Here is a 24,604-nt window from a genome sequence, read left to right as displayed (position 1 = left end):
ATGCTCCATGACGAACATTACCCATCTGACTCACTGGCTTGACCGGGCCGCCAAAGAAGCGGCCAATAAAACCGCCGTCATCGATACCGATCGCGAAATCAGCTGGTTTATGTTGCGCCTGCAAGCCCGACAACTGGCGGATTATTTGCGGGAAAAAGGGGTGGAGAAAGGTGACCGGGTGATCGTCTACATGCCAAATTCACTGACGTTCGTGCTCTATTTCTGGGCGTTGCAATATCTGGGCGCGATCTTCATTCCGCTGAACCCGGAAACCAAGGCCGGTAAACTCAGCTGGCTGGTGGATAACGCCGGATGTCGCCTGCTGATAGCCGACCCAGCCCTTAACGATGAAATCACCATCGCTCAGGTCAGTGAGCACTGGCAGCAGTTTAATCGCCACACCCGGGTCTGTTTTAGCCACGAGGTGGCTGCGGCACTGGCGAACGAACCGTACCGCATCTCCGTTGAGTGCGAGCGGCTCGCTACAGGTATTGACCTTGATCTGGCGTGTATTATCTACACGTCCGGTTCTACCGGTCACCCCAAGGGGGTGATGCTCAGCCGCCGCAATATGATTACCGCCGCCAGCTCAGTAGCCGGTTACCTGCAACTGCGCGGCGATGACCGCATCATGTCGTTCATTCCGATGAGCTTCGACTACGGGTTATATCAGGTCATTATGTCTGCGCTGGCGCAGTGTACGTTAATCGTGGAGCCGGATTTCCGCCGGCCCCTGTTAGCGCTGCAACGTATGGTCACCCTGCGCGCGACAGTGCTGCCTATCGTGCCGACCATGCTGCGTCTGATAGCACCGCTGGCCTCGCGCTACAACTTCGCTTCGATTCGTACCGTCACCAACACTGCCGCCGCGCTGCATACCGGCGATATCGACCAATTACGCCATATCTTTCCACACGCACGCATCTACTCGATGTACGGGCTGACCGAGTGCCACCGCTGCACCTATCTGCCACCAGAGTACCTTGCCACCCATCCGCAAAGCGTCGGCATCGCGATTCCAAATACCGAACTGTGGGTGGTGGACGACAAGGGTCAGCGCCATACCCGCAATGCCACCGGCGAGCTGGTGATCCGCGGCGCGACCGTGATGTGCGGCTATTGGCGCAATGACGAGAAGAGTGCCGAGAAACTGCGTCCCGGTCTGCTGCCGGGCGAAAACGTCCTCTACACCGGCGATATCTGTCGGCTGGATGAGCAGGGCCTGCTCTATTTCATCGGCCGTCGGGACGAAATGCTGAAAAGCTGCGGTGAGAAAGTCGCGCCCAAAGAAGTGGAAACCGTGCTCAACCGTCATCCGCAAGTAGTGCAGGTAGCCGTTGTCGGTATACCGCATGCGATTTACGGCGATGAAATCATCGCCTGTGTCGTTACCCGTGGTGATCTGAACGAAAAGGCATTGTCGCGCTGGAGCAAAACCCAGATGGAGTCGTATATGGTGCCGCACCGTTTCCTGCTGATGCCGCAATTACCGCTGAATCACAATGGTAAGGTCAACCGGACTTTGCTGCAGGAACAACTGATGGCAGGGACAACGGTAGCCGCCTGCCCACAACCCGGTTTGATGGAGTAACCGCGATGTCACATGATACTGATTGCCCCGCCACCACCGACTACAACCCGGATTTTTATTACCAGAAGATCGTCACGGCGATCGGTATGGTGCTTGAAACCGATGATCTGTCGGAATTGCATCCGCACACCGATCTGGAGCGGGATTTAGGGTTTGAGAGCGGTATTTTCATCGAGCTGATGATGTATCTGGAAGAGATGATCGAGGGATTATCGATAGACCCGGTAACGCTCGATAGCCAGCAGCTCAGCACCATCGATTCGCTCAGCCGTTTCATTCACTCACAGCGGGAGCATGGCGTCTCTTGTGTATGATCGCATCGTGGCAATACCTCACCTCCCTGCTGGCGCGCTTCGATGGCGTGCACACCCCAGCCTGCCATCACATCGAAGGTGAACTGACCTACCACCAGTTGTACCTCGGCGCGCTGGCGCTGGCGGAACACCTGCGCGCACATCATGTCGCCAGTGGTCGCACGCAACCGGCACCGGTTATCCTCTACGGGCACAAGCACCCGGCCTGTCTGGTAGCTTGGTGGGCCTGTCTATTAACCGGCCACCCGGTGGTCCCGGTCGAAACCGATAACACCGACGAGCGCCTGCGTTTTATCGCCAGCAGCATTCAGGCCGGGTTGCTGCTCAACGCCACCAGTCAGGCTGGGCTGCAGAGTGATATCCCGACGCTGACGGTGTCACTGACAGCAGGCAATAACGCTACAGACGCCACACCCCGTCGGCCCGCCGCCCAACTGGCTGATTTTTGCCATCAGATGGGGCAGGCGTTCGGCCAACACGCCGTCAGCGGCATCGCCTACATTATGTTTTCTTCCGGTACCACCGGCGCACCCAAAGGCATTCAGGTGAGTTACGCCAATCTGGCGCACTTCATTCGCTGGGCAGTCGAGGCCTTTCCCCTATCCGGCGCAATCAGCGGCAATATTCGTTACTGTTTTGACGTCGCCCAGTACGAGCTGTGGCTGGCGTGGCATTATCGCCAGCCAATTTCAGTGCTGGATTACCGCGACTTCATCAATACCCGCAAAATGATCGCCCGCCATGCCGATGCGGGTATCCAGACCTGGGTGAGCACACCGTCGCTCACCCGCAACTATCTGCGGGATCGGGCATTTTGTCAGGACAATCTGCCGCACCTGAAAACCTTTATCTTTTGCGGTGAAGTGCTGACAAAAGAGGTCGTCAGCACGCTATGGCGCACCTTCCCCGGTTGCCGCATCGTCAATACCTACGGCCCGACGGAGTGCACAGTCGCCATTACCGCCTGCGACATCACCCCCGATATGCTCAATGACGATACACCGCTGCCGCTGGGCTATGTGCGCCCGGGCGTCATTGTGCACATTGAGGCTCCGGCGGACAGCGAGCGTGGAGAAATCGTTATCAGCGGCCCGGCGGTGAGCGAAGGCTACCTGAACGCATCGCCGATTCAGGCATCACGCTTTGTGGTTCATCCCGACGGCACGCGTCACTATCGCACCGGCGACCTGGGCTCACTACGCCATAACCTGCTCTATTTTCACGGTCGGGAAGATAGCGAGTTAAAAATACAGGGCTACCGCATCGCCCTTGACGACATCGAAAATGCACTGCGTGAACATCCACAGGTGCAGGACGCGATTGTCACCCCTTGGCTATTACACAATACGCCTCAAGGGTTACAGGCGTTTATCTTGTCCAGTCAGCCAGATATTTTGCCGGCGTTGGCGGACTATTTACGCCGCTACTTTCCGCTCTATATGGTGCCCAAATTTTGGTATCCGGTAGACCACGCCGCGCTCAACCACAACAGCAAGCTAGACCGCCAACGTATCGCGCAACAGGCGCTTGATAAGGGTAAACGCTATGTTTTCGTCAGTTCTTAATCCGATTCAAACCCGGATACGGGAGAACCCACAGCATCTCGCCATCGTTAACGATGAAGGCAGCTATACCTTTGCGCAGTTAGGCGTGCGGGTGGAAGCCATACGTCAGGCGCTAAAGCAGCACCGACCGCATTGCGTGATGATTTACGGCCACAAGCAACTGGACGCCGCCGCCGCCATGCTGGCCTGCGCGTTTGAGGCCATCACGTTCACCTTTGTCGATATCGCCAATCCAGCTGCCCGTATCGCGCATATTGTCGCGGTGACACAGGCGAACCTGCTATTGCTGGCCTGCCCGCCACGCACCGCGTTACCGCCGCTATCCATCCCGCTCTGTACTACTGCCTCGCTGCCGGATACCCCGTCGCTTACCCAGCCGGTCAGGCCTGCACCTGAACAGATATTTTATATTTTGACCACCTCCGGCAGCACCGGCGAGCCGAAGGGGGTGAAAATCAGTTATAGGAATTACGATGCGTTGGCAAGTTGGGCAATACCGACACTGCATGGACAACGACTTGGCGTACATGTGAATCATGCCTGCTTATCGTTCGATCTGGGCATCATGGATATTTTCCTGACACTGGCGGCAGGTAAAGCATTGGTCATGCTGGACCACGTCAATAATATCCGCCCACGTAAGAACCTCTCACTGCTAACACAACCTGCATTACAGATAGACAGTTGGTTTTCCACACCGGGTTTTCTTGAAGTGATGTGCTCAGACCCAAGTTTCAATCAACTCACGCTGCCCTATCTGACATGTATCGCCATTGGCGGGGAAGCGTTGTTGCCACCACTGGTACAAACTCTGCATCAACGTTTTCCACAAGCGACCTTGTTGCATTGCTATGGTCCAACCGAAGCAACCTGTATGACACATGCTGCACGTGTGACACCAGACGACCTCCCCGCCACACCTCCTTTATCACTCGGCCATACTAACGGTCATAACAACGCAATGATTGTAGGTGAGCTTGGCGAACCACTACCTGTCGGTATGGCCGGTGAAGTTGTACTTCTCGGCCCACAAATCAGCCCTGGCTACCTGCCGGAATCTGATCAGCGCAATCGCCTTTTTAGCTGGCGGCAAGGCCAACGTAGTTACCATACTGGCGATCTCGGCTATCTGGACGCACAGGGAAATCTATTTGTAAAAGGCCGCAATGATGGCCAGATAAAATGGATGGGTAACCGGATAGAAATCGGTGAAATCGAAGCGGCGGCAAACCAATTGGACGATGTACAGCAAGCTGTCGTTGTTGTCCGAAAACAGGATAACCATGTAACCGAACTGGTGTTATTCATCCACCTCTTGTCCGATACCCGCGAACGGCGCGATAGCCTTCGGCGTTCTCTGGCGCAACGGCTACCCGCTTACATGATGCCGCGCATTATCCGCTTCACCGGTCCGTTTCCCCTGACATTACATGGCAAGACCGATCGACAGGCGTTGATGCAGCAATGCGAAACCGATGTGCCACCAGAGCAAGGCAATAGCACGACGCTCTATAGCTCACCAAAATAGCGGTACGACCTGCAAGCAGACATAAAAAAAAACCGCTGTTGCCGGTAGTCTGTTACAAACGGCATTGATGGGAGAAAAGTCATGAAATTCAGCCATCTTGGATATATCGTCAAAGATAGTGACGCGACTATCGCTGCGATGACGGCTTTTTTCCCCCAGATCACGGTGTATCGCAAGAAAGTCAGCGCCCAGCAGATTTACGTCACCTTCATGAATACCACCCGTCAGGATATGCAGATCGAACTGGTGGAGCCGCTGCCGGAAAACCGGCTGTTAAGCGGCATGCTGGACAAAGAACGCAAAGATTGCCTGCCGTACCACATTTGTTTTGAAGTCGATGACTTCAACCAGAAATACCAGCAGTTGCGTGCAGATGGCTGGCTGGCGCTGACGCGCCCGTTCCATGCCTACCCACAAGGACCGCTGGCCAGTCATCTGTACAAACCGGAGGCAGGCATCATGGAGATCATGTCCGGCAGTACCAGCCTGATCGCACAAGGAGAAACCGCGTGAATGATTACGCTCGCTTCCTTTTGCCCTTAAAGCGCCTGATTGAAGACACCGTGTCTGAAGGGCGCCACCTTGGCGGGCAAATCGACGTTGCCCCAGAGAAAGCGCGCCTGACGGCGCAATACTCACTGGCCCCCATGCTTAATACGCTGGGTGTCCCCGCGGATTACCAGCCAACCTGTTGGCTGGAGGAACAGGGTGACGCCCTGCGGATGCTGCCGTTACCCCTGCGTTGCGAGGCCTATGAATCGTTCGGTTATATCGACCCGAACCTGCTATTCGCCGCCCCTGGCCCCGGTATGGCGGCGCTGGTCGTCGAGAACATGGGCAACCAGGAACAGCGTGATGCATTCTTCTCCCAGTTTAATCGCGAGCTGACCTGGAGCTGTTTTGCCATGACCGAACCGGAAGCCGGCAGCGACGCTCAGCAAATCCAGACCAACGCCGTCAAGGTGGAGGGCGGCTGGCTGATCAACGGCGAGAAGTATCTGATTGGCAACGGTGTCATTGCCGATACCGGCGTACTGTTTGCCCGTACGGCATCCGGCCCACTCGGCATCAATGTCTTCACGTTTTCACCACGCCATCAGGATGGTGTGTTCGCCGAACGTATCCCCATCAACGGTATACCCGGCTGCAACGTATCGCACCTGAGGCTTCGTGATGTGTTCGTACCGGACAGTGCGTTACTGGGACAACACCTGAAGCCGACCGAGCGTTTTGCCCGTTCCGCGATGGTAACGTTCGATTCATTACGCCCTTGCGTCGGTGCTATCGCGCTCGGTATCGCCCGTTCCGTCCTCGATCTCACCTTGCAACAGCGTTGGTCTACACCACGTGCTGCCTGGTTACTGAAAGCCCGACGCCAATTGCAGGCCGCGATGGCTCAGGTACGCATGGTCTGTGAGCGTTTTGAACAAGGTGAAAACTGCGGGCGCGACGCCGGGCTGGCAAAAATTACCGCCACCCGGGTAGCCGAGCACGTGGTGATGGCCGCGATTCATCATGCGCCACCTGCCGCACTAGGCGAGTATCCCCGTCTGGCGAAAGCCTGGCGTGACGTGAAGGCCTTTGAGTACACCGAAGGCACGACCTTCATCCACTTGATTAATCATGGTTATCGGGGGGCATAGTGTGGAAGCTCCCGTTATTTCCCCCATTAGCCATTCGGTAGCACAGGAAGTCGGCAGTCTGACGGTAGCCACCCGTGCCATACCGCTCACCGCAGAACAGCATGCCTTGCTGTTGCCCTGGTTTGCCCTGAATGACGCCAACCCTGACATTCCCTGGTTTTTGCACCAGCCGGTTCACAGTGATGAATCCGGCCTGCACGCCGCCGAGGTGATCACACTCTGCCGCCATTTTTGTGCCCGCCATGCCAACAGCATCTTGCTCTATGAGTATCATGGCGTGCCGCCCCAGTTTCGCACCCCACTGTTGCAAAGCCTGCTCTATGCCGCACCCGGCTTTCATCGCAGTCTGGGGATCAAGGCTCAGGGGCAGGCACTGGCCGAGCGCGATCTGGCCTGCACGTTGCTGGATCACGATGGCGCCGTACTCTACCTGAACGATCCGTTGAGTCGTGTCAGCCCGTGTGCCGACGCGCAACCGGTCACCTACCGCTACTGCCGGTTTTACCCGCGCTAACGTTATCCACCGCGACCATGCTTATGCCCCTTACCACGACGCCGGACCCGCTGCTCGCGTTTTTCCGCCTTGCCCACTGTCAGGAGCGTACTTGTGCTGGGACACATTGAAGCGATAGAAATCGCATTTCCCCCCAACATTCAGTCGCTGGAGGATGTCGCGCAGGAAGTCGGCCTGAGTCGACTCGATGTCCGCATGTTTGACCGCTTTTACGGACTACGCCGTTTTCACAGCGGCCCCGGCACGCTGGACGATCTACTGACGCCGGTTGTCGACCAGATACAACATAACCAGCCGCAGGCTTTCTCCGCCATCAGCCATGTTGTGCACTGTCATACCGTTCCCTGTGTACGGGTGTTCGACACCGCCAGCCTGACCCCTTCATGGCTGGGGCGTTTCCCACGCCAGACCGAGTTTGCCAGCCTGACCATGGGCCACTGCGCCACCCCACTGACCGCAGCGGAATGGTTACTCCGGCAGCTCTCACCCGGCGCTTTTGGTTTGATGCTGATCGGCGAGAAAGCGTTTCACCCCAGGGTCAAACTGATCAAAGACACGACACTGATGGGTGAAGCAGCCTGTGCAGTATTACTGACCCGTAATGGTAACGGTCCTACCATCCTCAGCCGCTACACTGGTCAGGATGGCCGCTTCAGTATCCAGCAAGGCGCTGATGAACATGAAACATCAGATTTTGGACAACATTATGTGGATTTTACCCGCCAGCACCTGCAGGCAGCGCTCGACAAAGCGGGGATCACCATGGACCGTGTCGACTGGATAGCACCGCATAACGTCAACCTGGCGTCATGGCATCGTCTGGCGCAATTGATGCATTTTCCACGGGAAAAAATCTTTCTGGAAAATGTCCCGCGTTATGGCCACTGCTTTGGCGCCGATCCGTTTATTAATTTGCACCAGTTGCAGCAACAGCAGCGCCTGCACAAAGGCGATACCGTATTGCTGGTCAGCGTCGGGTTGGGTGCCACCTACTCATCGCTGCTGATTGAAATTTGACCTAATTGCAATACCGGACAATTCACCGCCGTTATTCCCGATAAGGTACATAGTTATCGTGCGAATGGTATGTTTTGCGACTCGACTAACAGGACAGCTCATGAAAGCGCTTACGTTCAGGAATGTATTAACAGAATTGGATGCACTGGGCGAAAAATTACGGCACGCCGCCAATCAGGTAGAATCCGATCGTCAGCAGGCACTGTCCTGTCTTGAGGATGAACTGCTTTATACCATCGCCTATATCGGCATCCCATCCGAGTTTATTCCCTTTCGACAGTGGGACTATCAGGCCTGCCACTACAGCGATCACATCGATATGCTGGAATACCTGAGCCGCTTTGACGCCAGCGGTTTGATGATGTTGCCTGGGGCGTCGCTGTCAGCGCGAGCGGTGGCGACACTGGGTACGCCGGAACAACAGGCGTTCTTCTTTTCCCGCTTTAATAGGCCACCTTGCTGGGCGTTTTTTGCCGTTACCGAGCCGGATGTCGGTTCCGATACACAATCGATCGCCTCGCTACTGACGCCGACAGAAAACGGTTACATACTGAATGCCCGTAAGAAATTTATCGGTGGCGGGCAGCTGGCATCCGTCGGGCTAGTTTTCGCCCGTGAAGATAACCGCCAACTGCTGGTCATGGTCGAGCCGGAACAGGCCGCATCCCATATGACTATCACGCCGCTGCAACAGTTCGGATTACAGGGCTCCAACCTGACGGAACTCGAAATTAACGGACTCGCTGTCACACCGGACCGGATTCTGGGTCATGACCGCAAAGGGCTCAATCAAGGGCTGGCCGCGCTGGGACAAGTGTTTGAACGCCACCGCCCGATGGTTAGCGCGATGGCGCTCGGCACCGCCTACGGGCTGCTACAGGTGTTGGATAACGCCCCTTTAACGGCCGACCAACAGCTCTGGCGTGCCCAGCAGTGGCGAACTTACCACCTGCTGCGTCGGCAATTGTCGGACATCGCCGTGCGCTACCAGTCAGGTCAATCACACTATCACACCACCAGCCAGCTCAAACGGCACTGCACGCTGTTCGTGGAAACGGTTGCACATCGTATGCCGCACCTGTTGAGCGAACAAGCCTGGCTGGAAGACACATCGTTACGCCGCCGTTGTCGTGACGCACTGGCATTTGAATATATGGAAGGTACCGCCAATATTCACCTGATGAACAGCTTCCGCTGCTATACCGCCAGGGGAGGCGTCTGTGCCCACGTATCTTGACCCACGGTCAATACTGCACCGCAGCTTTACAGCGCCCATCAGTATGCCGCGACAGGCGATAAGCCCGGCGCAGGAGTACTATTGGCACAGCTATGCCTCTCGGTTTTTCGCCAGTAACGGGCTTGACTGGCATGAACGGCTGGCCAATCTGCAACACGGTAGCCAGACCAGCGATATGACAGCGTTCATCAATATGATCAACCAGTTACTGCCGGTTTACCGGGCCAGAAACGATCTGTCGCATATTGACAGTGTGCTGATGGCACACTGGACGCCGGACCTGCATCTTGGCAGTTCGGTGATTAACTATGTTATTGAATCGCTGAGATTACCGGCCTGTCTGGCGCTGACTATCAGCGATCGCGGTCCGGACGCGGCACTGTTTGCACTCTCCAGTATTGCCAACTGCCAGCGTGAAGATAACCACGACTCGCTGTTGTTGGTAGCCGACCAAAGCAACCTGCCATACCATTCTGATTTGCTCAACTCGATCGCCCCGGAAAATAACGCCTGCCTGTTTTCCGTCTGTTGTCATGAGCGCGCACTGCATTACCGAGGCTTCTGCCGTCATCCCCAACCCACAGCGCAGACATTGCCGCAAACCGTCACGGCCTTATGCCAGCGTTTTGATCTACAGCGAAACCGCCTGTGCGTGGTGGCAGAACCGCTATTGCTGGCGACCTTGCCGCCATCCATGAATGGCATCGCCACCAATCCGCATTTGGTCTGTGCCGCACCGTTTGTCGCGTTGGCGGAAAATTACCAGCCAGGCTGCGATTATCTGCTATTGGTTCACTATCAGGACATGCTCAGCGCTGTCGCTCTGCAAGGATTGGAATAGTGCGTCTGACCCATTTTGTTACCTGGATACCAGAGCGTCGGCTGAGTGCCAGCGACATCATTCAGGCTGCGGGTGCCAGCGCATCGGAAGCCCGGGTCTTTTCGCAGTTGTTCGGCTTCCGACACGTCGCCGCTCTCGATAATGACATACCGCTGGCGTCGGTATTCCATCGGCTGCTCAGTGAATTACAACACCAGTCGGCACACCCCGAACGCCCGGCTGATGTACTGATTTACGCACATGGCATGCCGGTTCAGTCGGCAGAACAGTCCCACTGGCTGACTCAGCTTGGCCGTGAACATCCCTTTATTCATGCACATGCGCCTTGCTACGAACTGGACCAGCAAAACTGCGCGACGCTATTCTGGGCACTGGATCTGGCGCAACGGCTGTTATCGCAACAACGGGCAGAACGGGTGGTGATTATTGCTGGCGATACCTTTGCCGCCTACCCGATACAAGAGCGTTATGTACCGGGTTGCTCGCTTGCTGGAGATGCTTTCGCCGCATTATTGCTGGAATCAGAACCTGGCGGGCTACAACTGGATCCCGTCTTCATGACGCAACGTACAGAATTTCATGAAGGATTGTACGGCAGTGACGAGGCATTGAAGGCTTTTTATCTCGCTCACGACGACATGGTCAATACCGCGCTATGGGGGGCGCTTTCACAGCTGCCAGATGTAGAGCGACATCAATTATCTATACTCCCCCACAACGTCAATCGGTTAAGCTGGCTCAACTATTCCCGTCGTCACCAGCACCCGCTGGAAAATATCGCACTGGGCCTGATGCCGGATATCGGCCATTGCTACACCACCGATCCACTGCTGTTATTGCACGCCGCCTTGCCCGCTATCCGCTCCGGCAAGCCGCATGTCATGCTGTCCGTCGGTCTGGGGGCCTGGATCGGCAGTTGTCGGATCAGCCATACCGGCGTGCCGGGTTGATGCCTTGCGGTTTAGCCCGGTGTGATTAGCCGGATGGCTTAGAACAACATTTAATCGTATTTATTAGGGAAACTCTCAATCTCAGACAACAATGGATAATTCTGCTATGCATAATAGCAATCAGGGAAAGCTTTCGTTGGCTTGCCAACGATAAGAGACAAGGACGTAACTGCCCCGCACCGCCCGGTACTATGGATGAATGATCGGACGGATTGGCCAGACAAGGATTGGCTGGCCGCGGGTTCCCTCCTGATAAGGATATCAGGCTGGCAGATAAGGATAGCGACGGAAAAGGAGAGAGGAATGAAAGCGCTGCTTTGTTCCGCGTTGGTACTGCTGCCATTGACGGTGGCCTGTTCACCAACGAATCAGCAAAACGTGGATGTGCCCTCCTTTACGACATTGGATGTCAGCCGTGGCCTGAATGTCACACTGGTTTGCGGTAATGGATACCGCGTGGAGACCAGCGCCAGACAGGATGTTCTGGAGAAGCTGGTCATCCGCCCCCAGGGTCAGAGTTTAGTCATAGAAAACCACGCCAGCGATGACAGCATCCTGCGTGATCATGACGCGACAGTCAGGATAACGGTCAGCGCGCCGATCACGGTGGTTAAGGCGCAGTCTGGTGTCACGATGTCCATCCCCGCCTGTGCGGTTTCACCGGATTCCTTCGCGGTCAACGGCAGTATGGGGACAGCGGTCAATGTCGCGGGGACAACGCGTCGGCTCGATTTGTCGCTGGCGATGGGAGCCTCGTTTAACGCCCATGAAAAAACATCCCATGAACAGGCATTTTCGGCACAAGAAGCCGTCGTGAATATCGCGATGGGTGTTGATGCACGATTATGTCAGGTACGACAGTTAAGCGGCACTATCACGACAGGCGCCAGAGTACGGGTCGCGCCAGACACGCTGGTTCAGACCAGCAATGGTATCGCCGGACTGGTCGAGCATGATGGTTGCTAGCTACTGAGGTAGCCGACAGCGTCTCATTGCGCCAGCACGCATCCAGTGCTCAGCTCACCTTGTAGTCAGTCCTGTTATTTTGTGGTGTTTCATCCTGTAATAGCAATAAGCGCCATGCATCCGCGTCAGTCGATGCATCGGGTAACAGACAACAGCTCAACGCGACGGCCGGTTCTCCCTCGATCCATTCCTCACTCAGTTTGCATGCAATCACACATCCGGAATCCCTCACCTGGAGTGCGCCTTGATGGTCAGCCAGACAGCTAAATGACTCCAGCGGCTTGTGTAACCCCATCCCCAGCGCTTTGATATAAGCCTCTTTACGGCTCCACAAGCGGGTAAATGCCGACAGAAATTGCACGTCATCAAGCGATTCCAGCCAGCGGATTTCATCAGGGTGAAAAAAGCGTTTCGCGACGGCCCGTTTACGGTCAGCCTGCCCCTGACAACTTTCGACATCCACGCCGACCTGACTGTAACGCGCAAAAGCAAACGCGAAAGCGCTACGGGTATGGGACAGATTGAACTGAATAGCCGGGTGCTGTGGTAAGAACGGTTTGCCATACGGGTTGCGCGCAAAACACAGTGCAGAAGCATCCTGCTGGCATAATGGTGCCAGCAAAAGACGCAGCATGCCTTCTGCCAGTTGACGCGATGTTAACGGCGCATCAGTCGCGAGACCGCAGGCCTGACGCGCTTGCATCACGATCGTCGGGTCCGGTTCTCGCGCACGCGATACCACCACACAATGGGGGTACGGCCACGTTCTTGCCGTCAGGTCATCCCAACGGCAGGAAGATATTGACGACACAGCCTTCTGCATCCTTACGGTTCTCCAACGTCAGGTGTCCGTCATGCCCTTCAACAATCTGCCGACACAAAATCAGACCAATGCCGCTGCCATGCGTTTTGGTGGTATAAAACGGTACGAACAGGTTTTCGATATTCGCGACCCCTTTACCCTGATCGATAATCTCGATGTGCAACTGTCGGGCAATCGCTTTCCAACGCAGCACAATTTCCCCCTGCCCCGGCGGCATCGCCTCATCGGCATTTTTGAGCAGGTTGATGAACATCTGCTGCATTTGATTGGCATCAACCATCACCTGCTGCGGCGCTTCACCGGCAAAAACGAGCTTACGCTGCGGGAACAGCATCGTCATTTGCATCATTAACCCGGCGATATCACACGGCTGCTTGTTCGCCGGTGGCAGGCGATTTAACTGACGATAGCTGCCAACAAACGTGATCAATTCGCGGGCACGATTGTTGATAATCTCCATCCCATTGACCAGATCCGGCGCTGACGGGTGCGAGTTATCCTTACGGAATACCTGTAACAACGTCTGGCTGATGGAGGCGATCGGCGTCAGCGAGTTATTAATCTCATGGCTAATCACCCGCAGCAGGTTCTGCCAGGTTTTCTGCTCTTCGTTACGCAGCAGTTTGCTCACGTCACTGATAAATAACAGGTGGTTTTGTCGGCCATCTTCAATAAAGGAATCGTGGCGAATCTGGAACATGCCGCGAGTCCCAGGAAAACGCCAGTCAACGGGCTCGGCATCGGATGGTTGCTGCAACAACCCCTCCAGGCCGAATTCTGCCGCCGGCTGCCCAACCAGTAACGACAACGGTTTATTGATCAACGCCGCCGCCGCATCGTTACACCAGATGATGCGACGCTCTGCATCCAGCGCAAATACGCTGATGTTGATATTGGAGATCACCTTATGCAGCACATAGTAGGTTTCTTTTTGCTGCTGACGGCTGCGCGCCATCGCACCGGAAAGCTGGTTAATCTGGCGGATCAGATTATCAAACGCACTTTTGCCCTTGGTCACACCGCGCAGGCTGAAATTCTCCTGCTCCAGCGCTTCCAACAGGTTAGACACAACATGGATTTTGCCATTCAGACGTTCAGAAAACGTAAAGCTGCTGTAGATCAGACAAAGAAAAATAATAAATACTGTCAGTACCTTAAGATACACCGACTGATCGGGGAACAGCCATAGCAGGAAATACCCCAGCAAACCCGCAATCGCTGCGACATTGAATGACAACAGGTGAGGAGGCTCAAAAGAGGAGTCGAGTTTACTCATGGTTAATTTTGTACTTTTCCAGTCGTCGATAGAACGCACTGCGACTCAGTCCCAGCGAGCGGGCAGCCTTGATGGCGTTGCCGTCAAATTTCGCCATACGCTGACACAGCAGACGTTCTTCAATATCGGCCAGCGTCGCATCGGAAGAGAACTCCGGCTCGGCTTTCGCCATTTTTTGCGGCGCAGTGGGGAGTGACGGAAAAATATCGTCACTGTTTAGCCGTGACGATCCGCACAGCAGCACCGCCCGTTCCAGTAAGTGGCTCAGTTCGCGGATATTCCCCGGCCAGTGGTATCCATATAACGCCGCCTGTCCGGACGAACTGAGTCCCGGCGCCGACTTATTGTATTTTCGGGCGTATCGCTCAATGAAGTTCAGCGCCAGCGGCATAATGTCCTGCTGCCGTTCCGCCAGCGACGGCACTCGTAGCTCAATGGTATTAAGACGGTAATACAGATCCTGTCGGAACGTCCCCTCCACCACTCTGGCACCGAGGTCGGCGTTCGTCGCAGCAATGACCCGGCAATTGGTCTTCAGTGTGCGGGATGACCCAACCCGTTCAAAGCTCCGCTCCTCAAGAATACGCAACAATTTACTTTGCTGGGTCAGCGGCAGGTTACCTACCTCATCCAGAAACAGTGTCCCTTTGTCCGCCAGTTCGAAACGCCCGACACGGCTTTCCCGCGCATCGGTAAACGCGCCTTTCACATGACCGAACATCTCGCTTTCGAACAGGTTTTCGTTGATACACCCCATGTTCACCGACACCATGTTCTCGTCACGGCGTGAAGACAGCTGATGAATCACCCGGGCCAGCAGACTTTTGCCTGTACCATTTTCGCCCAGAATCAGGATGTTGGTCTCGGTTGCGGCTACCTGCTCCACCACCCGCATCAACTGCTTCATTGGCGCGGATTCCACGACCCACTCGCCATTGAAGTTGTCTTCCAGCTCCAGCTTGAGCAGTTTGTTTTCTTCTTTCAGCCGCTTACCGGAACGCTGACTGAGGCTAAAGGAGATTTGCTGACGAATAACATTCAACAGCCGCTCGTTGTCCCAGGGTTTCTGGATGAAATCGACCGCACCCGCCCGCATGGCGCTGACTGCGATATCGACACTTCCCCAGCCCGTCATCGCGACAACCGGCAGATACTCGTCATACCGTTTGATCTCTTCGAGCAATACCAGCCCTTCCTGCCCGGATGTGGTATCGCGCTGATAGTTCATATCCATCAGGATCAAATCGAAATCGTGCTGGGATAGCTGAACAGGCACTTGCTCAACGGCAGAACACAGTGTGACCTGATACCCTTCCATGGACAGTAACATCTGCAAGCTGGCCAGAATATGTGCGTCGTCATCAACAATGAGGATATGTTGCTTATCCGCCATACGGGTCCTTATCACTCTGGTTCATACTGAAATTTACACTAACAGGTGGCACCGCAGGCAACCCCTGCGGTGATGCCCTTACAGCATAATCGATCTGTGGTAACTATTAACGGCTCTGTTGCGGGAAACTGGAGTGCCAGCCGGTATCCTGCCATGAGCGCACATTTCGGTGCTACAGGCAGCATACCGCCTGCTCCGTTTATTCATAGCGTATCGCATCACCCGGTTTCATCATGATGACACGTCGGGATGGGATCCAGGTGGCCAGTGCGACGATAATTACGATAAACAAGGCCACACCGCCAAACAGCAGCATGAAGTTACCGCCACCATCGCCATACACTCGGTTAATTTTAGGCGCGGCAAATATCGCGAGTGGAAGCCCTAGTGCCAGCCCAGCAAATAACTGCCGAAGTCCGGAAAACATGAGCATGCGAAGTAATCGGGTTGGTGTTGCCCCCAACGCCTGCCGGATACCGATTTCTTGGGTACGCTGGTTTATAGCATGCTGCGTCACACCATAAATACCGCTGGCTGCAAGCACCATAGCCGCGGCACCAAACAACAGGAACAAATTGGTGACAAACTGCACACCTACCGTATTACGTGTTAGTTGTTCACTCAGCGTCTGCGGCGGGGCACTGTCTATTACCGGACCTAACGAATTAAGTACGTTCATTAGCGGCTTTGAAAACCGTTGCGGTTGCGGAGCTTTAAGCATTATGGTCAGCGACGAATTGACCTGCTGAATCTGCATCAGGGAACGATAAACCGTCGGACGCGTTTTGAATTCGCTAAACGGTCGCCCATGGATAATATGTGAAACCACCCCCACGACGGTAAACCAGCGGTAATCATTACCATCCCGAAAACGTAGCCGCTTCCCAATCACTGTTTTTTCATGCGGCCAATATTTCTGGATAAACGAATCACTGACAACAGCAACCGGAGGGGAAGTATCAGTATCACGACGAGTAAACTCACGCCCACTGAGCAATGTTACGCCCATGGTGGCAAGGCTACCGGGCATGACGCGCACATCATTCACCAGTGAATAGGACAAGGCTTCCTGCCCCTCTTGTTCCATACTTTCTGTGACTACCTGATGAGGAAAAGTGAATTGGCCTGGCGTGCTGGATGTAATAGCGGTGGCTTGTACACCCGGGATAGCATTAATCTGCTCGATCAAACTGGAATACAGTTTCCGGCGGCTATCATCATCTGGATAACTTTCCTGATCGACATCGATTTTAGAAACCAAAAAATGATCGAGCGGCACACCATAATCAGCTTTAGTCGCACGCATCACCAGAAATAATAGTAATACGCTAATACAGAGTATCGAACAGGACAGGGCTACCTCAATGACCACCAACGACCGACTAAAACGCCCGATCTTGCGTCCTTGATCACTGTTAGCACCATCACGCAACGCATAGGCAAATTTACCATTGGCAATTTTCCATGCTGGTAACGCGCTGGTAATCAACGCTGTCGCCAAGATCAGAACAACAGCATCCAGAATGACATCACCATCCAGTGACAGATGCCACCACACTGGCACCTTATTCGGTACGAATTTAGGGAAGATATAATTGGTAATATCCAGGCCCCACGAAGCCAACAGCACACCAATGACGCCCGCGATGGAACTGATAATCAGGCTCTCCCACAGCATCTGCATCACCAGCCGGGACGTTGGCGAACCTAACGCCATCCGAATAGCGATTTCTCGGGTGCGTTGGTTTGAGCGCGCCAGCAACAGGTTGCCAACGTTGAAACAGGCGAGCAACAAGATAAAACCTACGGCCGACAACATAACGAAGAAAGTTTGAGCGGTCTCTTCCCCGGTAAAACTCTCCTGAAAAGACAAAACATTAGCGGAAATACTCTTTCCAGCCTTAGGGTACTGGTAAGCAACCTGCTGCATTAGTCCCTGCAGTTCGTGGCGGGCAACCGCCGTCTTGACACCTGTTGATAGTCGTCCATAGACAAATACCTCCGGTGCCTGTTCCCGGTCAGGAAAAAGCTTGGGCTCAAGGCGTGAAGGAAGCCACAGATCATGATAGAAAGGAAAAGCAAATCCCTTGGGCATCACACCGACTACACGGGTATTGATACCGTTTACTTTGACGGTCTGATTAAGAATATCGCTACGGCTATTAAAGTAACTTTGCCACAGCTGGTAGCTGATCACCGCCACCGGCTCGGCGCCAGATTGCATGTCATCCTGGGTGAAAGCTCGCCCAATAAAAGGGGTGACACCGGTATAACTAAACATATCCGGTGTGTTATACACTGCAATATATCGAACCGCCTTTTCCTCATCTTTTAGATCAACATAATCCGCATAGAAGTAGCTTATATCTGTCAGTTTCGTCGCTTTTTGCCGAATAAGTTCATAATCCAGAAAATTTAGCCCCGAATCATTCAGGCTTTCACCGTCCATTGTCGGCGTCACCATCACCATACCTTCCCCTTTCGGGTACGGCAGCGTTTTGTACATGATGGTATTGATGACGGAATACATATAGAGCGCCAGCCCCAACCCGCAAGCCATAACGGTAATGGTCAGCACGCTAAATCCCGGGCTTTTAAGCAGCAGTCGCAGGGCGTAACGGATATCGAACCAGAAATTCATCGTACTATACCGCCTGACGCAATTGTCCATTCTCACCATCTGCCACGACCTGCCCGTCGGACAGGACAATGGTACGCTGGGCGCGCATGGCGGAACGGGGATCATGGGTGACAATGCAGATGGTCGCGCCGTCCTGATGCAATTCATCCAGAATATTCATCACCGCCTCAGCGTTGGCGGAATCCAGGTTGCCGGTCGGCTCATCCGCCAGCAGTAGTGACGGTTTGCCGACAATCGCCCGCGCTACAGCGACCCGCTGTTGCTGGCCACCGGAAAGTTGCGAGGGATAATGCCGCACCCGATGCGACATGTTGACTTTCTCCAGCGCCTGAATCACCCGCGCTTTCTGTTCCGCACGCGACAGGTCATTACGGTAAGTGAGCGGCAACGCGACGTTTTCCGCGATGGTTAAATCACTGATCAGATTAAACGACTGAAAAATAAAGCCGATTTCCCGATTACGCAGCCGGGCCATTTCCCGGCGGCTGATGCGTTCAACATCGGTACCATTCAACCGGTATTGCCCCTCTGTGGGCGTATCCAACAGCCCCATGATGGACAGCAGTGTCGATTTCCCGCAGCCGGACGGCCCCGCGATGGAGACGTACTCTCCCGAGTGAATAGAAAGGTTTATCTTGCTAAGGGCATGCGTTTCAATTTCATCGGTAAGAAAAATTTTATGCACATTATCAAGTTGAACCAGCACCGTCATGGGAAATCCTCAGTGTATAAATAGAGTCAGCCTTCCTGAGACCGAGGGTATCTTACAGGCTGTAGACCACTCACTTTTATCTCTGGTTTTAAAAATGCGTCCAAAATACACAGGTTATCCGCAAAACGGGCTCCGCTTTTTCTTAATTTAGCAGCACAAATCATACCAACTATTCCCCTGACACCCTTCCCGAACACCATTTCCATCCTGCTTTATCCCGGCGGGCAGGCGAATCAACGGATAGCTGTCCACCGCTACCGGAACCGAGCTCTCGCCCATACCACGCCCCTACACTGCTCACGCCGCAGGTAAGCCGCATCCACAGACCAATTACGAGACGAAAAATCCCATGTTCGGCACGCTCTCGTCCCATTAATGGGATCACTTATAGGTAGGCGTAAGCATTTCCCTTTAAAAACAAGCAATAACAACATGGCACACAATTTGCGTTAGACAGATCGTACGTCTGACCAAGGGACAATAATCAACCACTGAATTCGCCGCTGTAAGGATTTTTGGATTTAGCTGGACCAGACACGGGGAATCTATTTTTTTGGGATGACACCATGAGCTTACAGAACACCTTTGCCCATACCGTAGATAACGATATTTTTAACAATAACCTGATTCAGGACATGTATCGTCGTCACCCTAACCTGCGCAAAACACTCGCAGCGAACAATAAAGCGACCAGCCTGGCGGGAATTATTGACTATATCATCGACAATATCGGCAACAATATTACGCTGGAAGATCTTGAAGCGGTCAGCGGTAAATCAAAATTCGATATCTGTCGTCTCTTCAACCAGGTGTATAACATTACGCCGATGCGCTGGATTTGGCGTGTCAGGCTGACACTGGCCAAAGAGATTATTCATATTTCGCCCAATTGGTCGCTCACCGATATTTGTTACGCTTGCGGATTTTCATCGCTGCCACACTTCTCGCGTTGCTTTACCAAGACGTACAATATCGCGCCGCTGAAGTACCGTAAAACCGTGTCGCTGGAGCGGGAAAACGATTCACCGCGCACCCTGCAGAACATGAGCTTTGACATCATTTTCGGCAAACAGCGTCATCTGTTTTCTCGCCATGTGCTGCTGGACAACATTCATAATCTCTGTAATTAACGCCCTACCTTACGCCCGCCATGATATGACGCATGGCGGGCTTGCGTTTGCGCACCAGCAAAACACTGTTGCCCTGGCTTCGATACCATCAATGCCGCGCGTTACCACATTATGACGCGACACGATCAATAAGTGGCTTTACCTGCGCGTCGGTTCCGGCATTCGCATCCGCTAAAAACGCCAGAATACGCCGGTGTACCAGTGGGCTGCGTAAAATCCCCAAATGCCCCAGCCCACGGGTGTAGAAAAGCTCGCTGCGGGCAAGCGCCTGATGGATAGCATCAGCCACATCAGGGCAAACCCGTGCGTCCTGCCAGTCATGACAAATCAGCGTCGGGCAATCCAGCGTGCGGTACAACGCCTCACCCACCCAGTCGGGATGAAAGCCAAAACGCTGCGCATAAATGGCTTTCATGGGGACGGCCAGCGATGCCGATACCGATGCCCCCGCCAGAAACCTGTCGATCATGCTGCCAAAATTGTCCGGGCTGGCCAGCAACACCAAGCGCTGCGCCGCCAGCCCTTGTGCCAGTGCCAAGCTACACACCAAACCACCGCTGGAATGCCCAACCACCGCGTAAAACGGCCCATAACGCCGCTCCATCTGGATAAGCAGACTGGCCAGTTCATAATTGGACACCCGCTTTCCGTCAGACAGCCCATGCGCCAGCAGATCCGGCATGATCACCGCGTATCCCTGCGCTTTTAGCGCCTCACACAACGGTCGGAGCATGATGCCGCGCCCTTCCCAGCCGTGCACCAGCAACACGGTTTTTGTCGGCGTATCCACAGGCGGCGGCACCCAGCGAAACACATACACCGTCTGATGCTGAAAGCAGATTTTTTCCTGCCGAAAACTGGCCAGATACTCATGATCGACCTGCTTGTAGGCGATATAACGTGTGGTCTCAAATAAACACAATAGATAGCGCGCCGCCAGATGCAGAGAACAACGCTCCAACAGCCACAAATCCGCCAGACGCAATGCACGGCATAGCCGGACATAATGGGTTTCCGGCTTGATGTGCACTTTAAGCAGCAGCGACGGCCGACGCTTTAGCTTCACCAGCACGCGGTAATAATTGTATTGCACCAACGTCGCCAGCCACATCAGCGGATAGCACAGGTTATACAGCAGCATCCTGTTCTCCCAGCGCGCAAGCCAGCAACCGGTACTCACGCAGGAATACCACCGCATACGCCAGACTGAACGCGACGATCAAACCGGCAATCGTCTGTATATCGCTAAAATAGCGGTGAGCGCCCAACGCGACCGCCACCATCAGCAACTCCAGCACCAGCGTGAACAGCAATACCCGTCTTCCCCGATCCACCTGCTCCAGCAACGTCTGTAACGCTGCCACCAGCGAGGTGAGAAAGAATGTCGGCAAGAGCAACCACAACAGTATCTGGCTGGATTGCCGAATGACCTCGTCGTTGGAAAAACCGGCCAGAATGCCGTTGCGCGCCCAGCATATGCCAAGGGTCAGCGCCAGATAGGCCAACACAATCAGCCAGACACCATTATTCAGCAACGCTACCAGCTGTGATGCCGGGTGGGTGTGGCGGCGCTGATTGAGCAAAATCGCAATCGCGGACCCAGTCGCCACCGCAGGAATGATGAAAAAAGCCCGCAGTTTTATCACGATCAGGAAAGCGGGCAGGAAACCTGCCCCCAGTGCGGCCACTAGCGGAAAGAGAACCATTGAGCTAAAGAACACCACCAGCATGGAAAAACCGACCGGCAGCCCGGCGTTAGCCAGCAACGCCAGCAAACGCGGTGCAAACGCCCGCGGCCGCTCATCCGGTACCGGTTTGGCCGCCTGACGCAACGACCACAGCGCAGCAGGCAGCAACACCAGTGCCGGAAGGCTATTGGCCAGCAACACCGCCTCAAAGCCAAGCTGGTAGACATGGAATCCCAGATAACATCCCGCCGCGCTCAGCAGCACATAGCTGCACATCAGCGTCATGGCCGACACAGTGCGCCCCTGCCCACGCAACGCGGCGTTACACATCTCCAGCGCCAGAAACGGCGTCATGGATAGCAGATACTCCGGTGCGGCGGTTCGCATTAATGCCAGATCCGGGCTGTTCATCCAGTCTGACAACGGCAACGCCAACACGCGGCATACCAGTGCCGCCAGTGCCGTCACCACTAAGCCTAGAGCCCCTAACAACAACGTACTATGCCAGATGCGCTGTCGTGGCCAGTCATGGCGTGAGCGGGCGCTGAACACCTGATTAGTGATCGCCAGACATTCCAGAATAGCGATAAACAGAAAGTTGAACGGCTGTAAAAAAGAGAGCGTCAGCAACGTCTGGCTTTCCGCGCCATTGCCCAAAATCGCAATCTGCATATTCTGAGATAACGACACCACCACCGCGGTCACCATCATCGGCCACGCTAACGCCACTATCTGCCGTATATCCCCGCTCGCAGCTGGGGCAGCTCTGGACATCACACGCGAGATCAGGCTCATCGTTCCCCACCCTCGTTTCGAATCAGGCCGCCGCCAGGCTACTCGCCTTGCCATAAATGCTATAAAGCATCATGGAGAAATAGGACAGACTATGGGTATTGCCCAACAGGAAACCGTGTCCGCCCATCATCTTTTCCGCTTCATTATTAAGCTGGGTAATCTGGTAGTGGTCATCCTCCAGCCCAACGACGTCGCCTTCCCGCAAGCGTTGATACTGCTGTTCCAGCAACAGTGATGCCTTTCCCGCCACATCGGCGAAACTGGCTTTAATCAATTGATGGCGGGTCGTTTTGGCGCCAAAGCTGTAACGGCCGGATAAATGCTGCCAGCTCATGGTTTGTATGCGAGCCAGCACGCCCAGGCGGGCGACGCAGACCAGTATCGGGAAACTGGCTGGCAGCGCGAGGGGCTCTGTGCCGCGTACCGCATCCAGACCAAGGTGATTAAGTACCCGATCAAACAGGCGCTGTGACTGGCTTTCGTCGGGTAGGCTGCTGATGTCCTGAATCTGATATCGGATCGGATGGACGTATTGCGCCCCTTCTGACGACGACTGTAATAACACCATCAGCGCATCGGATAGCGGCTGTTCGCGAAATGCTTCCCAGATTTGCTTTATGCGTTCAACTGACATGCCGCACCTCCGACAACACCTGGGTATTCAACCAGCCAATCAGGCTACCCACTGTGGTGAAGGCATCCATATTGATTTGGTCAGGATCGAATAACAGTCCATCGATACTATCTTCAAGCGTCAGCAAAAATTGCACAAACATCACTGAGTCCAGATCGAGATCGTTATCAAAGTCCGTTTTTTCATTAATCTCGATGTCGTCATTCTCCATGACTTCACGTAATGCCTGTTGAATAGTGATTAATAACGCAGACATGCCTGTCTCCTGTTTACATATCAATTTGCTGTATCAGCGCGCAGGAAAGGGTGACGCCCATTCCCATTGAAAAACAAAAATAATTTTTCGCGCAGCCGGTTGTAGTTTTCATGAGTGAAGAAAAATTAAATAACACATCCGAACAATACAAATGCCCATAATCAGAAACCTGTTGGCTGAATAAGCGATCGCCCATATTCAGGCACTGCGCCATTTGACGTAATAACGGAACATTCAGGTTGCAGGGAACAAAATAGTCCATATCGTCCATGCTCATGCCGCTATCCTTCACGGCATCGACAATGAAACGGCATAACTCATCCAGCAGGCAGCCATTAAGCGCAGCTTTTTCCTGCCGGGTCATATTATCTGGGTTGTTATAAAAACGGCTCAGGTGCCTGACGGCCGTAAACGTCACTTGCCATGGGCTGCCCGCGGCATTAAAGAGCGCCGCTACCGGTAATTCCCCTTGAACACCAACCGTAAAACGGTTGATTTCGGGGTGAAACGCTTTTTCTCCCGTCAACAACAACACCGGTCGGTTGTCGCGGACTGCGCTACGGCGCACCAGGTGTAAAGCCGATAACGCGCTGGCGCAGTGATTCAGACTCAACGTCGCGACATCCCAGTGCCTCAGTCTCTGGCGCAGCAGAATGTCATCCAGCCAGTGGCTATCAAAGAAGGTGTTATGCGTCTGCGTCTTGGCATAGATCAGCAACCCCTCGCGCGCGAGCAAGGTCGGCCACGCATCGACCACGCCAGCCACCACAGATTCCAGCATCGCCTGATGACTGTCCGGGCGCATCGGTACCGACCTTAACTGGTATAGCTTTTCCATCATGCGGCGCTGTCCTTCCCGCAGTTGGTGTGAGTCCCCCAGTTCCGCCAGAGGAAAACGTCGAATGCGCTCTGGCGCTTCATGATGAATGGCATTAAGGCAAAACATGTCGGTTTCTGATGAAATTCGCACGGCTATCGTCCCCATATCGAACAGAGGCTCAAGTACAGACCCGTCATAGACAGATGCACAGAGTGAAGCTGTGTCCCAGCAGCACCGCTCATGACTTGCTTGCAATCGCAGTCAGCATGG

At 54.3% G+C, this 24,604-nt stretch carries 24 protein-coding genes; 13 read left to right on the top strand and 11 right to left on the bottom strand.

Features of this window, described 5'->3' with window-relative positions; translation table 11 throughout:
* The first annotated feature begins 7 nt into the window (after positions 1–7).
* From DD586_RS00535 to DD586_RS00480, 12 genes are all read left to right on the top strand, one after another.
* Entirely contained in the window at positions 8–1,591 is a 1,584-nt protein-coding gene (locus DD586_RS00535) for a class I adenylate-forming enzyme family protein (protein ID WP_012882858.1), read from the top strand.
* Positions 1,592–1,596: 5 nt separating this feature from the next.
* Positions 1,597–1,905 (top strand): acyl carrier protein, encoded by a 309-nt coding sequence (locus tag DD586_RS00530; protein ID WP_012882857.1) that lies wholly within the window; start codon positions 1,597–1,599, stop codon positions 1,903–1,905.
* Entirely contained in the window at positions 1,902–3,470 is a 1,569-nt protein-coding gene (locus tag DD586_RS00525; protein WP_012882856.1) for an AMP-binding protein, read from the top strand. The genes DD586_RS00530 and DD586_RS00525 overlap by 4 nt, the downstream gene beginning before the upstream one ends.
* Complete coding sequence (locus tag DD586_RS00520; RefSeq protein WP_012882855.1) at positions 3,451–4,998, top strand: AMP-binding protein; 1,548 nt, start codon at positions 3,451–3,453, stop codon at positions 4,996–4,998. Before DD586_RS00525 ends, DD586_RS00520 begins: the two co-directional genes overlap by 20 nt.
* Before the next feature lie 81 nt (positions 4,999–5,079).
* Positions 5,080–5,511: a VOC family protein gene (locus DD586_RS00515; protein WP_012882854.1), complete on the top strand. Its 432-nt coding sequence runs from the start codon at positions 5,080–5,082 to the stop codon at positions 5,509–5,511.
* Complete coding sequence (locus tag DD586_RS00510) at positions 5,508–6,641, top strand: acyl-CoA dehydrogenase family protein (protein WP_012882853.1); 1,134 nt, start codon at positions 5,508–5,510, stop codon at positions 6,639–6,641. The genes DD586_RS00515 and DD586_RS00510 overlap by 4 nt, the downstream gene beginning before the upstream one ends.
* A complete protein-coding gene (locus DD586_RS00505) occupies positions 6,622–7,155 on the top strand; it encodes a hypothetical protein (RefSeq protein ID WP_012882852.1) in 534 nt (177 codons plus the stop codon). The genes DD586_RS00510 and DD586_RS00505 overlap by 20 nt, the downstream gene beginning before the upstream one ends.
* Positions 7,156–7,248: 93 nt before the next feature.
* A complete protein-coding gene (locus tag DD586_RS00500; protein ID WP_012882851.1) occupies positions 7,249–8,172 on the top strand; it encodes a 3-oxoacyl-[acyl-carrier-protein] synthase III C-terminal domain-containing protein in 924 nt (307 codons plus the stop codon).
* A 100-nt stretch (positions 8,173–8,272) separates the two neighbouring features.
* The gene (locus tag DD586_RS00495; protein ID WP_012882850.1) at positions 8,273–9,409 is read left to right on the top strand and encodes an acyl-CoA dehydrogenase family protein; all 1,137 of its coding nucleotides are present in this window, start codon (positions 8,273–8,275) and stop codon (positions 9,407–9,409) included.
* Positions 9,393–10,250, top strand: a complete 858-nt coding sequence (locus tag DD586_RS00490) for a hypothetical protein (protein WP_012882849.1) — start codon at positions 9,393–9,395, stop codon at positions 10,248–10,250. The genes DD586_RS00495 and DD586_RS00490 overlap by 17 nt, the downstream gene beginning before the upstream one ends.
* A complete protein-coding gene (locus DD586_RS00485; protein WP_012882848.1) occupies positions 10,250–11,200 on the top strand; it encodes a beta-ketoacyl-[acyl-carrier-protein] synthase family protein in 951 nt (316 codons plus the stop codon). Before DD586_RS00490 ends, DD586_RS00485 begins: the two co-directional genes overlap by 1 nt.
* A gap of 303 nt (positions 11,201–11,503) precedes the next feature.
* Entirely contained in the window at positions 11,504–12,166 is a 663-nt protein-coding gene (locus DD586_RS00480; RefSeq protein ID WP_012882847.1) for a GIN domain-containing protein, read from the top strand.
* A 49-nt stretch (positions 12,167–12,215) separates the two neighbouring features.
* On the opposite strand, the gene DD586_RS00475 is transcribed toward DD586_RS00480, so the two are convergent.
* From DD586_RS00475 to DD586_RS22345, 6 genes are all read right to left on the bottom strand, one after another.
* On the bottom strand, positions 12,216–12,977 hold the full coding sequence (locus DD586_RS00475) for a 4'-phosphopantetheinyl transferase family protein (protein WP_228669730.1): 762 nt from the start codon (positions 12,975–12,977) through the stop codon (positions 12,216–12,218).
* Positions 12,946–14,265 (bottom strand): two-component system sensor histidine kinase VfmI, encoded by a 1,320-nt coding sequence (vfmI, locus tag DD586_RS00470; protein WP_012882845.1) that lies wholly within the window; start codon positions 14,263–14,265, stop codon positions 12,946–12,948. The genes DD586_RS00475 and vfmI overlap by 32 nt, the downstream gene beginning before the upstream one ends.
* Positions 14,258–15,658: a two-component system response regulator VfmH gene (vfmH, locus tag DD586_RS00465; protein ID WP_012882844.1), complete on the bottom strand. Its 1,401-nt coding sequence runs from the start codon at positions 15,656–15,658 to the stop codon at positions 14,258–14,260. The genes vfmI and vfmH overlap by 8 nt, the downstream gene beginning before the upstream one ends.
* A 199-nt stretch (positions 15,659–15,857) precedes the next feature.
* Positions 15,858–18,299: an ABC transporter permease gene (locus tag DD586_RS00460; RefSeq protein ID WP_012882843.1), complete on the bottom strand. Its 2,442-nt coding sequence runs from the start codon at positions 18,297–18,299 to the stop codon at positions 15,858–15,860.
* Positions 18,300–18,303: 4 nt separating this feature from the next.
* Positions 18,304–19,011, bottom strand: coding sequence for an ABC transporter ATP-binding protein (locus tag DD586_RS00455; protein ID WP_012882842.1), 708 nt, complete (start codon positions 19,009–19,011; stop codon positions 18,304–18,306).
* A 147-nt stretch (positions 19,012–19,158) separates the two neighbouring features.
* Complete coding sequence (locus DD586_RS22345; RefSeq protein ID WP_264183318.1) at positions 19,159–19,290, bottom strand: hypothetical protein; 132 nt, start codon at positions 19,288–19,290, stop codon at positions 19,159–19,161.
* Positions 19,291–19,577: 287 nt separating this feature from the next.
* Here DD586_RS22345 and vfmE point away from each other — a divergent pair, with 287 nt between their 5' ends.
* Positions 19,578–20,141: an AraC family transcriptional regulator VfmE gene (vfmE, locus tag DD586_RS00450; protein ID WP_012882841.1), complete on the top strand. Its 564-nt coding sequence runs from the start codon at positions 19,578–19,580 to the stop codon at positions 20,139–20,141.
* Positions 20,142–20,250: 109 nt separating this feature from the next.
* Here vfmE and DD586_RS00445 read toward each other — a convergent pair whose 3' ends face one another.
* Genes DD586_RS00445 through DD586_RS00425 form a run of 5 tightly spaced genes read right to left on the bottom strand, consistent with a single transcriptional unit; the run spans position 20,251 to position 24,460 of the window.
* Entirely contained in the window at positions 20,251–21,282 is a 1,032-nt protein-coding gene (locus DD586_RS00445) for an alpha/beta hydrolase (RefSeq protein WP_012882840.1), read from the bottom strand.
* A complete protein-coding gene (locus DD586_RS00440) occupies positions 21,269–22,624 on the bottom strand; it encodes an MATE family efflux transporter (protein ID WP_012882839.1) in 1,356 nt (451 codons plus the stop codon). The genes DD586_RS00445 and DD586_RS00440 overlap by 14 nt, the downstream gene beginning before the upstream one ends.
* Before the next feature lie 22 nt (positions 22,625–22,646).
* Entirely contained in the window at positions 22,647–23,258 is a 612-nt protein-coding gene (locus tag DD586_RS00435) for a hypothetical protein (RefSeq protein WP_012882838.1), read from the bottom strand.
* Positions 23,248–23,514, bottom strand: a complete 267-nt coding sequence (locus DD586_RS00430) for an acyl carrier protein (RefSeq protein ID WP_012882837.1) — start codon at positions 23,512–23,514, stop codon at positions 23,248–23,250. Before DD586_RS00430 ends, DD586_RS00435 begins: the two co-directional genes overlap by 11 nt.
* Positions 23,515–23,527: 13 nt before the next feature.
* Complete coding sequence (locus tag DD586_RS00425) at positions 23,528–24,460, bottom strand: 3-oxoacyl-[acyl-carrier-protein] synthase III C-terminal domain-containing protein (protein WP_041164218.1); 933 nt, start codon at positions 24,458–24,460, stop codon at positions 23,528–23,530.
* Positions 24,461–24,604 lie beyond the last annotated feature (144 nt).

The sequence above is a fragment of the Dickeya parazeae Ech586 genome (assembly GCF_000025065.1).
Lineage (GTDB): Bacteria > Pseudomonadota > Gammaproteobacteria > Enterobacterales > Enterobacteriaceae > Dickeya > Dickeya zeae.
Note: the sequence above shows the minus strand (reverse complement) of the source record. Positions and strands in the feature narration are given on the sequence as shown.

Excerpts from the sequence above, each read along its gene's own strand:
- DD586_RS00535 (WP_012882858.1), top strand. The coding sequence starts at position 8 with ATGACGAACATTACCCATCTGACTCACTGGCTTGACCGGGCCGCCAAA.
- DD586_RS00530 (WP_012882857.1), top strand. The coding sequence starts at position 1,597 with ATGTCACATGATACTGATTGCCCCGCCACCACCGACTACAACCCGGAT.
- DD586_RS00525 (WP_012882856.1), top strand. The coding sequence starts at position 1,902 with ATGATCGCATCGTGGCAATACCTCACCTCCCTGCTGGCGCGCTTCGAT.
- DD586_RS00520 (WP_012882855.1), top strand. The coding sequence starts at position 3,451 with ATGTTTTCGTCAGTTCTTAATCCGATTCAAACCCGGATACGGGAGAAC.
- DD586_RS00515 (WP_012882854.1), top strand. The coding sequence starts at position 5,080 with ATGAAATTCAGCCATCTTGGATATATCGTCAAAGATAGTGACGCGACT.
- DD586_RS00505 (WP_012882852.1), top strand. The coding sequence starts at position 6,622 with ATGGTTATCGGGGGGCATAGTGTGGAAGCTCCCGTTATTTCCCCCATT.
- DD586_RS00495 (WP_012882850.1), top strand. The coding sequence starts at position 8,273 with ATGAAAGCGCTTACGTTCAGGAATGTATTAACAGAATTGGATGCACTG.
- DD586_RS00480 (WP_012882847.1), top strand. The coding sequence starts at position 11,504 with ATGAAAGCGCTGCTTTGTTCCGCGTTGGTACTGCTGCCATTGACGGTG.
- vfmI (WP_012882845.1), bottom strand. The coding sequence starts at position 14,265 with ATGAGTAAACTCGACTCCTCTTTTGAGCCTCCTCACCTGTTGTCATTC.
- vfmH (WP_012882844.1), bottom strand. The coding sequence starts at position 15,658 with ATGGCGGATAAGCAACATATCCTCATTGTTGATGACGACGCACATATT.
- DD586_RS00460 (WP_012882843.1), bottom strand. The coding sequence starts at position 18,299 with ATGAATTTCTGGTTCGATATCCGTTACGCCCTGCGACTGCTGCTTAAA.
- DD586_RS00455 (WP_012882842.1), bottom strand. The coding sequence starts at position 19,011 with ATGACGGTGCTGGTTCAACTTGATAATGTGCATAAAATTTTTCTTACC.
- DD586_RS22345 (WP_264183318.1), bottom strand. The coding sequence starts at position 19,290 with ATGGGCGAGAGCTCGGTTCCGGTAGCGGTGGACAGCTATCCGTTGATT.
- vfmE (WP_012882841.1), top strand. The coding sequence starts at position 19,578 with ATGAGCTTACAGAACACCTTTGCCCATACCGTAGATAACGATATTTTT.
- DD586_RS00445 (WP_012882840.1), bottom strand. The coding sequence starts at position 21,282 with ATGCTGCTGTATAACCTGTGCTATCCGCTGATGTGGCTGGCGACGTTG.
- DD586_RS00440 (WP_012882839.1), bottom strand. The coding sequence starts at position 22,624 with ATGAGCCTGATCTCGCGTGTGATGTCCAGAGCTGCCCCAGCTGCGAGC.
- DD586_RS00435 (WP_012882838.1), bottom strand. The coding sequence starts at position 23,258 with ATGTCAGTTGAACGCATAAAGCAAATCTGGGAAGCATTTCGCGAACAG.
- DD586_RS00430 (WP_012882837.1), bottom strand. The coding sequence starts at position 23,514 with ATGTCTGCGTTATTAATCACTATTCAACAGGCATTACGTGAAGTCATG.
- DD586_RS00425 (WP_041164218.1), bottom strand. The coding sequence starts at position 24,460 with ATGTTTTGCCTTAATGCCATTCATCATGAAGCGCCAGAGCGCATTCGA.